The sequence below is a fragment of the Alteromonas sp. MmMcT2-2 genome (assembly GCF_022348305.1).
In the GTDB taxonomy this organism is placed as follows: domain Bacteria; phylum Pseudomonadota; class Gammaproteobacteria; order Enterobacterales; family Alteromonadaceae; genus Alteromonas; species Alteromonas macleodii.
Genome location: NZ_JAKRFA010000074.1, coordinates 1 through 8,711, shown reverse-complemented (window position 1 = coordinate 8,711; position 8,711 = coordinate 1). Strand labels below are relative to the sequence as shown.

Below are 8,711 nucleotides of genomic sequence, written 5' to 3'. Positions count from 1 at the left end.
TATTAACCCCCACTACACCCAACGCTGCGATAAGCGCAGTGATACATGTGCCTATATTTGCGCCCAATGTGAACGGATAGATATCCTTAGCTTTTAAAATTCCACTGCCAACCAAAGGAACCATGAGCGATGTGGTGGTTGACGAGGATTGCACTAGCACTGTCATCACAGCACCCGACGTTATTCCAGAGAGTGGCCCTTTTCCTATGCTGGTATGCAATAACGCCTTTGCCTTGCCTACCATAAGTGATTTCATAATTTTACCCATGTAGGTAATTGAAAACATAATAAGGCCGATACCAAGAATTATTTTCGCTACGCCCGGATAAATAGAAGGTAAAAAGGAGAATGCTTGTGTAACTATGTCTGTTACCGGTTGCGTCATCGCTTTAATAGGATTAACACCAGACACACCGATGGCTTCACCTGTATGGATAAGCGCAACCAATTGGGCACTTAAGAACTCCAAAATACCAAACGCCATTTCAAGAGGTAAGAAAATTAGTACCGACAGCACATTGAAGAAGTCATGAATAGTGGCCGCATTGAAGGCTCGTTGAAACTCATCTTTTTTTGCAACATGACCAAGGCTCACCAAGGTGTTGGTAATACTGGTCCCAATGTTGGCGCCCATCATCATGGGTATAGCGATAGTTATGGGTAAACCACCCGCTACCATTCCGACAATAATAGAGGTAACCGTACTTGAAGACTGAATAAGTGCGGTACACACCATACCAATAATCAATCCCATGACAGGATTAGAAGCAAAACTAAAAAGAGATTTCGCGTGGTCGCCAGTAGCAAATTTGAATCCGCTGCCGATCATGCTGACAGCTAATAACATCACATAGACTAACAAGGCTAAAAGAAGCCACTTACGCCAGCTATGTGCTTTTTCTAGCACACTGTTCTTGGCTAGTTGAGGGTCAATCATTGACATAATACGCACAACTTCATACTTGAAAAGCTCATAATATGACGTGCGTATTACACAAAAATGACGGGGAGTGAAGTGCTACCCCGCCAATCTTAGGAAGAAAAAAATTCGCTTAGAAGCCTAAAGGATACTGCCTTAGTACACCGTGAATGTCGTCCAATGTTTCCTTCGAAAGTGAAATATCAAACGCATCTATATTTTCTTTAAGTTGAGGCACAGTGGTAGCACCAATAATTGTTGAGGTAACACCAGGCACTTGCTTACACCACGCCAACGCGAGTTGAGAAGGTGTTATTCCTGCTTTTTCTGCAATCTTCATATATTCAGCTGTAGCTGCCTGCGCTGGCGCTTTATCTCTAAATAACCCCATACGCTGAGCTAGTGTCCAACGGCTACCTTCCGGTCTGGCTCCATCCTGATACTTACCACTTAACATACCCGTTGCTAACGGCGACCACGGAAGGTAAGCAATGTTCTCTAATTCACACATTTCAATTAAATAAGGCCAGTCTTTCGCGTGAAGTAAACTGAACTCATTTTGGATAGAAACTGGAAGCGGCATATCCAGCTCTTTGCAAAGTGTAAGAAAGGCGTGAATTCCCCAAGGCGTGTCATCTGACAGCCCCCAGTGTCTAATTTTCCCTTCATCCAGCGCGCGCTTAATGCCGAGAAGGATATCACGCATACCATCCAGTTCTTTTTCTCGGTTGGTGTTCGTTGGGTCCGCACCATCCGGCCAATGCTTACCGAAATGAGGTGTAACTCTATTCGGCCAATGAAGCTGGTAAACGTCGATATAATCCGTTTTTAAGCGTTCTAATGAATAGGTGAGTGCGTTTGCGATAGCGTCAGCTGTAATGGGCCCTGCGTTTCGAATGTAATTCAAACCGCTGCCAGCAATTTTAGTCATTAAAACAATGTCAGAGCGCTTTGATTCGTTCCGCGAAATCCAATTACCGATAATGCGCTCTGTATCGCCATAGGTATCTACATTTGGGGGAACAGGATACATTTCCGCCGTATCGACAAAGTTCACACCTTTATCCAGGGCAAACGCTATTTGCTCGTCTGCATCTTGCTGGGTGTTTTGAATGCCCCATGTCATTGTGCCCAAACACACATCCGACACCTGTAAGTCGCTATTTCCTAAGCGGTTAAACTTCATTTTTGCTTCTACCTTGCTTGGCTTATACCTTATTGATGCAATAATAAGTCGACCGCTTAAGAAATAAAAATGCTCTCTGTACTTATGAGGCTTTCTTAATGGTCAACTCGGCTTCTACACTTGCTAGCCGCGCCTCAATATCTCTTTTGGACTCGACCATTTCATTCGCCAATTCTGCGAGTGATTTTAACTCTGCAACCCCTAACTTTCTCGTATTAATTATTTGATACTGACGCTTCCAGCGATAAAAGAAAGTAAGAAAGTTAACAAAAGCTCGGTGAAATGTCGCAGAACTCTTGATCAATACCAGAATTAACACGATAGACGTGAGCGCAGCAACTAAAAGCCGGTGAGGTAAGCTACTTATTATCTTTGTTCAGTGCCTCAGCCAGCGCGTAATTGCCTTGCGACAAGGCTATATCTGCCACTGAGTTACCAGCTTTATCTACATGCTTGGGATTTGCGCCTTTTTCTATTAGGCTGCTTACAACCTCTTGTCTATTGAAGAGGCTTGCAAACATTAGCGCCGTTTGCCCTTGTGCGTTTTCTTCGTCTATATCGCAATCGGCAAATACCAGCTGCTTTGCCAAACTGACATGACCTTTAAATATAGCGCCCATAAGTGCAGTATTCCCGCGGTTGTCTTCTTGACACGGGTTTACCTTCGCCTGCTCAATAAGAAAGTTCACGGTGTCAGTGTGACCGTGGTACGCCGCAAGAATAAGTGCTGTATAGCCTTTTTCATCTGAGACGTTTACATCTAGCCCAGCGTTATAAAAGGCTTGCAACAGGGTGCTGTCGCCTTCTCTAGCTGCGTCGAAATACCGCACTTTTAGTGCTTTAATCGATAGCGAAGCTGATTGCGCAGGTTTATCCGCCGCGCTAGTTATTTGTGTTACAGCACTGGCATCGAAGCTGAATAGAGTGACAATAACGAACAGTGTTGGTAGTAGTGAGGTCTTAAAAATAGACATTGTGCCCTCTTATTTATCGACGCATGAAGTGAAAAGTAATTGAAATTAGGTAGCTACGCATTGGGTGGACTATTTATCAACGATAAATAGTCCACCTTTTAGTACTTCTGACTTTAATATTTCTGACTTAAGTAGCTCTGACTTTAGTAGCTCAGGTTTATTGCATTAGCGCCGTCAGGCTTTCTGCAACTTGTTTCGCTTTAGCTGCACGTGCAGCCTGCTGTTCCATCAAGTCTTTCGCCGTTTGACGGACTTTAGCCATTGGTGCGTTTGCTAGTTTAGCTACGCCTTTGCCGTAGTCTTTATCTGCGTTGTACATATAAGCACTAATAATGACGCGGATTTCTTCTTCAGGCACCGATGCCAGTGCTCCACCTAAGTTATTAATCAGGTTTTGCTGGCCTTCTTTGGTTAGCTTTCTGAAAAACTCCCCTGCTTGTTTAAAGTTCTGCTCTTTGTAGAACGGAATTTGTTGCGTCATACCTGCAAGCGGTTTGCTTGAGTAACGGAACGCCGGTTCTTCGTTAAGATCAAGACGTCGACTTGGCTGATAATTCACGTCGCGCGCAGTGCTAGTCGTTCGAAGCTGACCATGCTGTTCGTGGTTATTGATAACCGCATTTTTGAGGTTCTCACAGCTGTACTCCCACATGAAGGTTGGTACGAGGTTTAGGGGCTTTGACTTCTACGCAAACTTGGTCGCCATAATAGTTATCAGCGTAATTGCATTGCGTTCGAATGGGTTGATTAGTTGTGGAGGAAACACGGTGGCTATTCGCCGTTGTTAGCTTTTTTAATAGTGCGCTCATTTGGCTCTCCTTCTTAAGTTGAGCGTATTATCATTAATTGAACAAAACTATTAAAACGGGTTAAAACGATTCAAATAATTAATTTATTAGATTGTAAAGGTACTCGTTAATCGAGAAAAGGTATGAAAGTAAGTAAATGATGCGTGACGAAAGAAAGGTTGATAGAAATTTGCAGTTCACACTTTGGGGATAGCGGCGCCATTTTAAAGTAATAAAAATAAATGACGCCAGTTTACTAGAGAACCCTTAATATCTGGTCTCAAACCTCTGATCTCTAACCTTCAAGCCATGGCCCGGTTATAGCTAAGGTCTTCGTTGGAGAGTAAATATTCACGAAAAGCGTATTACCGTCAGGCGAGAAACACGCGCCAGCAAGTTCAGTTTGCGCATGGAGCTTTGCAAAGTTATACACTTCTCCATTTGGTGTAACACCGCGTAAATGGTTATCAACAATGTCGGTATATTGGTCTTCACACACCAATAGATGTCCGTTTGGACATACGGTCAAGTTATCGCCGAAGTTATATAAGTTCTTGTCTTCGCTTTCTAAAAATAGCTGAAGCTTGTCTTGTTTACCATCAGCAGAAGGAACAAGTTTCATCACCTGACCGAGCTGCTTTTGGCCACCATTAGTACAGCAAAAATAAAGCTCATTTTCACCCCAATGTATACCTTCACCGCGAGCGAATAAGGCAGCACCTTTCTCATATCCTCTAGCGCGTAAGTCATCGTTCGGGCTTTCTGGATTGTCTAATGCTATCCACTCAACGTCGAACCACGTCGCCAATGGCATAGTTGTGGAACTCCAGTTACGTGTATCAAACTGAGGTTTATTTTTTACTACCAGGGCTTCTAATTGGCCGCCAGCTGCCAGGTTAGCGTACTCGTTAGGTACAAAGCGATAAAGCAAGCTGTCACCCTGATCTTCAGTCAGGTAAACAATACCGGTTTTGGGGTCAACACATGCCGCTTCATGGTTAAAGCGCCCCATTGCTTTAAGCGGTTTAGCTTCAATGAGTGAGTCAGCGTTTGCAGGTACTTCAAATATGTAGCCGTGATCTTTGTTTACCACATCGCCGTTCGGGCCATGAGGTCGGTCTACGGACTCTTCACACGTAAGCCACGTGCCCCAAGGCGTAATGCCGCCCGAGCAGTTTCTTACCGTTCCAACAAGACTGATAAACTCTCGCTCTACCATTTTGGTGGTAAGGTTATACACCATGGTTGTGGTGCCGCCTGGTAAAGCAACCCCACTATGATAGTTGTCATAGGCCAACTCGCTAGTATGCTTTTGAATAGACTGTGGCTGAGCACTTAAATGTTTGGGGTGCAGTTCGTGGTTACGTATAAGCGCCACTTTGTCGCTACTGCCTTCTACAGGCAAACAACCCATACCGTCCGCTCTGTCAGGTACATGCATACCATCAGACATGCTATTTCCAAGGCTTGATATAACCTTATAGCTAAAGCCTTTAGGTAAATCGAGCAGCTTTTGAGGGTCGGCGACTAGTGCACCATAGCCTTCACTAATAGGCATAGACGCCAAATTTATTTTCTTACCAAAAGCACTGGTCGCTAGGCCACCAAATGCCAAAGAGCCTACTAAAAACTGGCGTCGTGTTACCATCAAAGTCTCTCACAGCACTAAATTCAAAAATTATAACTCGGTATTGTTACAGTATGACAAAAGGAGCTTATAAAACTTACAAGAAAGCCGCTTTTTCAGGTGGAAAAGAGAACCTAGAACACGATCAAGACTTGCCTAGCCAATAGCGGATAATTGCAAACTTTCTTTAAATTTAGGGTAGTTTTGTGTTTTCATTGATTCTCGCCCAATGTGCTTCCGGTTCAGGCCTTGAGAAGTAATAGCCTTGAAATTTTTCACAGCCTTTACCTATTAGGTATTTTAGCTGCTCTTCACTCTCTACACCCTCTGCAATACATGTGACATTCAGTGCTTTGGCCATTTCAATAATTGCATCAACAATCTGCGCCGCTTTTCCATCAAAATCTTTTCCTATGTCGTCCACAAAGTACTTATCAATTTTAAGCTCACTGATCGGGAGAACTTTCAGGTATGCAAGACTGGAATATCCAGTACCGAAATCATCAATTGAAAAGCGAAAGCCGAATCTTGCGAGTTCAAGCATGGTTTCCTTAACCAGCTCAATATCCACCACTAAAGCGGTTTCTGTTAATTCCAGCATTAACATGTGAGGTGGAATGCCGTATTGATTTACGCGAGAAAGTAGCGAATTTATAAAGTCAGGCACAACGATTTGTCTAGCGCTTATGTTGATCGCAATACTGGTTTTTAAACCGCTTTTCACGAAGTTACTAATAACGCTCAGCGTTTTTCTTAAAACTATGTCACCTATTTCGCAGATAGCGTAGCTCTCTTCGGCAATAGGAATAAATTCACTTGGGCTTACTGGACCTAACTCTTTCGAGTACCACCGCACCAACGCTTCGAAAGAAGAAACCGTTCCATCATGGGTAACTTGAGGCTGAAGTACTATTGATAATTCATCGCGTTCTATCGCTTGTTCAAGCTTAGATTTTATATCTAAGTAACGGTCGAACTCTTTAAACCCATCCTCTGAAATATGACAAAGACCAAAAGGTGCCGACCTTTTTGCCCTTTTAACAGCCTGTTCGATTACATTGATGATTGACTCAAAGCTTTGACCTTGCGGGTTAAAGATAGCACTGCCAAGTGACGCGGTAAGAGACCATTTCACTGAATTTATGACAATATCGAAATGACGTGGACTAAGGAGTGCGCTTTCCACTAAGTTCGCATCAAATTTATGGAGGTCTTCTTTTATGTAGGTTTTTTTAGACAGTACGACAAAACTATCACCGCCATATTTAAAAATTTCATAATCGTGGCCGATGACGAAAAGCAACTGCTCTGCAATCTTTCTTATAGCATAGTTGCCGTTACCAAAGCCAAAACGCGTATTGATTTGCGCCATATTATCGATATCTAACAACAAAATATGTATATATTCTTGCTTCAACGATGCGCGTAACATCAAGTCTTTAAAGCGTTGATGGAACCACTGCTGATTTCGAAGGCGGGTAACAGAGTCAGTATAAGCGAGGTTATAAATGGTATCCTGCGCTTCTATACGTTCACTAATATCCCGTATAACACCTATAAATCCCCTTTCACCCTGGTCAAAACTCTCCGACAATGACAATTCCATCTGGAATATATCGCCGTTTTTTCGCTTAGCCGGAAGCTGACGACCTACTCCTATAATTTTACCTACCCCAGTCTCCATATAATTGCGCATATAAAAAGCATGGTTAGACGCATAAGGTTCTGGCATTAGAATCTCTACAGATTGAGCGATTAACTCGCTTCGCGTGTAACCAAACGTTTTAAGCGCAATGTCGTTACAATGTGTGATTGTGCCCTTGACGTCGATACTAAATACAGCATCATTGATATTATTCAAAATATTTTGAATTTTCATCGCTCGCTCTTCATTGAGAGTAAGCGCGGTTTTATATTCAGTAATATCTTCAAATGCACCGAAAAGACGCTTCACTGCGCCATTCTTATAAAGCTCCGCTTTCCCAGAGGCTCTTACCCATCGAATAGTGCCTGACGAATCGATAATTTTGCACTGAATGTCATAGGGCTGTTGGTGAAAACGGAGGTTATCAAATGCGAGCGTTAACTCCTCAGTATATCCCGGGGCGAAAGAGTTGATGGCTTTTTGGACGTTTATGGCACTACCGACTGGTAAACCGAAGATACGGTATGTCTCTGATGACCATATTAACTTTTCAGTTTCAGGATAAAACTCCCATGACCCTGTTTTCGACATACGGCTTATTTCATCAATAAGGCTTAGGTTACGCGCGGTTTTTATTGCGAAAAAGTCCTTCTGCAGTTGTGTAGAAAACAACTTAGCTTGCAGTGAGAAAACTTGTAACCACTCATTGATGTCATGCTTGGGAGTGTTAAAAATAGCAACGAGTAAACCAATATCTTGGTTTTTCTCATTAAAGAGGCCCGCGCCTAAATACCCTTGCGCATTAAGCTCACTGAGGGTTTGATCATCGGGAAAATGCTCGCAAATGTCCGACTTGTAACCACACGCTCCAGTTAGCAAGACAGTTTCACAAGGCGAACCCTTCAGGTCATATTCAATTTGTGAAATTGGAGAGTCGTGCGCAAGCCCTACTAATACGGAAATTTTATCCGCTTTTTTGACGCCTAAAAAGAGATAGTCAGCGTGAAGTAACTCATTAAACCCTAATAAATCTTGCTCATAAGCACTACGATTTTCCAAAACAATTGTGCTGAACTCCGATTCATTTAAAACTGACTCGAATGACATTACTTATAAAACCTTGTTAAAACATTAAAATGGAGTTTGCCACTTCGCACTGACGGAAAAAAGGCAGGACGATAATAAGTTTCAAATTTATCAATGCCTAAGCATAGCTCAACTTGCGATTAAGGCTAGCCTCGAACCTAGTCATTTTGAAATAAGTTTGTCCGCTTCCCCATAAAACCCGCCGGGCCTTAAGTTATTTCTGTATTAGAGAGTGAGTGCTGTGCCCTCTGAAACTCTACAACGCAGGGGGGGCGGTGTCGAAGCACTAACTTAAAAAGAAGGGTAAGTTTACGGCGTGTTTCCTTCTCTCCCCAAAGCTTTCTGTTATGCAGATTGCGAGGGAGTGACGTTCTAAATCGCAGGCATAAAAAAGCGCACCTAAGTGCGCTTTTCTTGGCTTGTGTTGCTAAGTCTAGATTAGTCTAGGATCTTAGATACAACACCAGCACCTACTGTACGACCACC

General features: G+C 43.0%; 6 protein-coding genes and 1 pseudogene. All 7 read right to left on the bottom strand.

The annotated features are described in order from the left end of the window. The coding region (locus MHM99_RS20175; protein WP_239220402.1) for a Na/Pi symporter at positions 1-943 on the bottom strand (943 nt) is incomplete at its 3' end. Between the two features lie 109 nt (positions 944-1,052). Beyond that, positions 1,053-2,105, bottom strand: coding sequence for an aldo/keto reductase (locus MHM99_RS20170; protein ID WP_239220401.1), 1,053 nt, complete (start codon positions 2,103-2,105; stop codon positions 1,053-1,055). A 359-nt stretch (positions 2,106-2,464) separates the two neighbouring features. Continuing rightward, the gene (locus MHM99_RS20165) at positions 2,465-3,079 is read right to left on the bottom strand and encodes an ankyrin repeat domain-containing protein (protein ID WP_239220400.1); all 615 of its coding nucleotides are present in this window, start codon (positions 3,077-3,079) and stop codon (positions 2,465-2,467) included. Positions 3,080-3,236: 157 nt separating this feature from the next. Continuing rightward, positions 3,237-3,704, bottom strand: a pseudogene (locus tag MHM99_RS20160) (catalase-related domain-containing protein); the annotation flags it as partial. Positions 3,705-3,711: 7 nt separating this feature from the next. Continuing rightward, a complete protein-coding gene (locus MHM99_RS20155) occupies positions 3,712-3,888 on the bottom strand; it encodes a hypothetical protein (protein ID WP_155279885.1) in 177 nt (58 codons plus the stop codon). A 274-nt stretch (positions 3,889-4,162) separates the two neighbouring features. Further along, positions 4,163-5,515 (bottom strand): alkaline phosphatase PhoX, encoded by a 1,353-nt coding sequence (locus MHM99_RS20150; protein WP_239220398.1) that lies wholly within the window; start codon positions 5,513-5,515, stop codon positions 4,163-4,165. Positions 5,516-5,687: 172 nt separating this feature from the next. After that, complete coding sequence (locus MHM99_RS20145) at positions 5,688-8,246, bottom strand: GGDEF domain-containing phosphodiesterase (RefSeq protein WP_239220397.1); 2,559 nt, start codon at positions 8,244-8,246, stop codon at positions 5,688-5,690. Positions 8,247-8,711 lie beyond the last annotated feature (465 nt).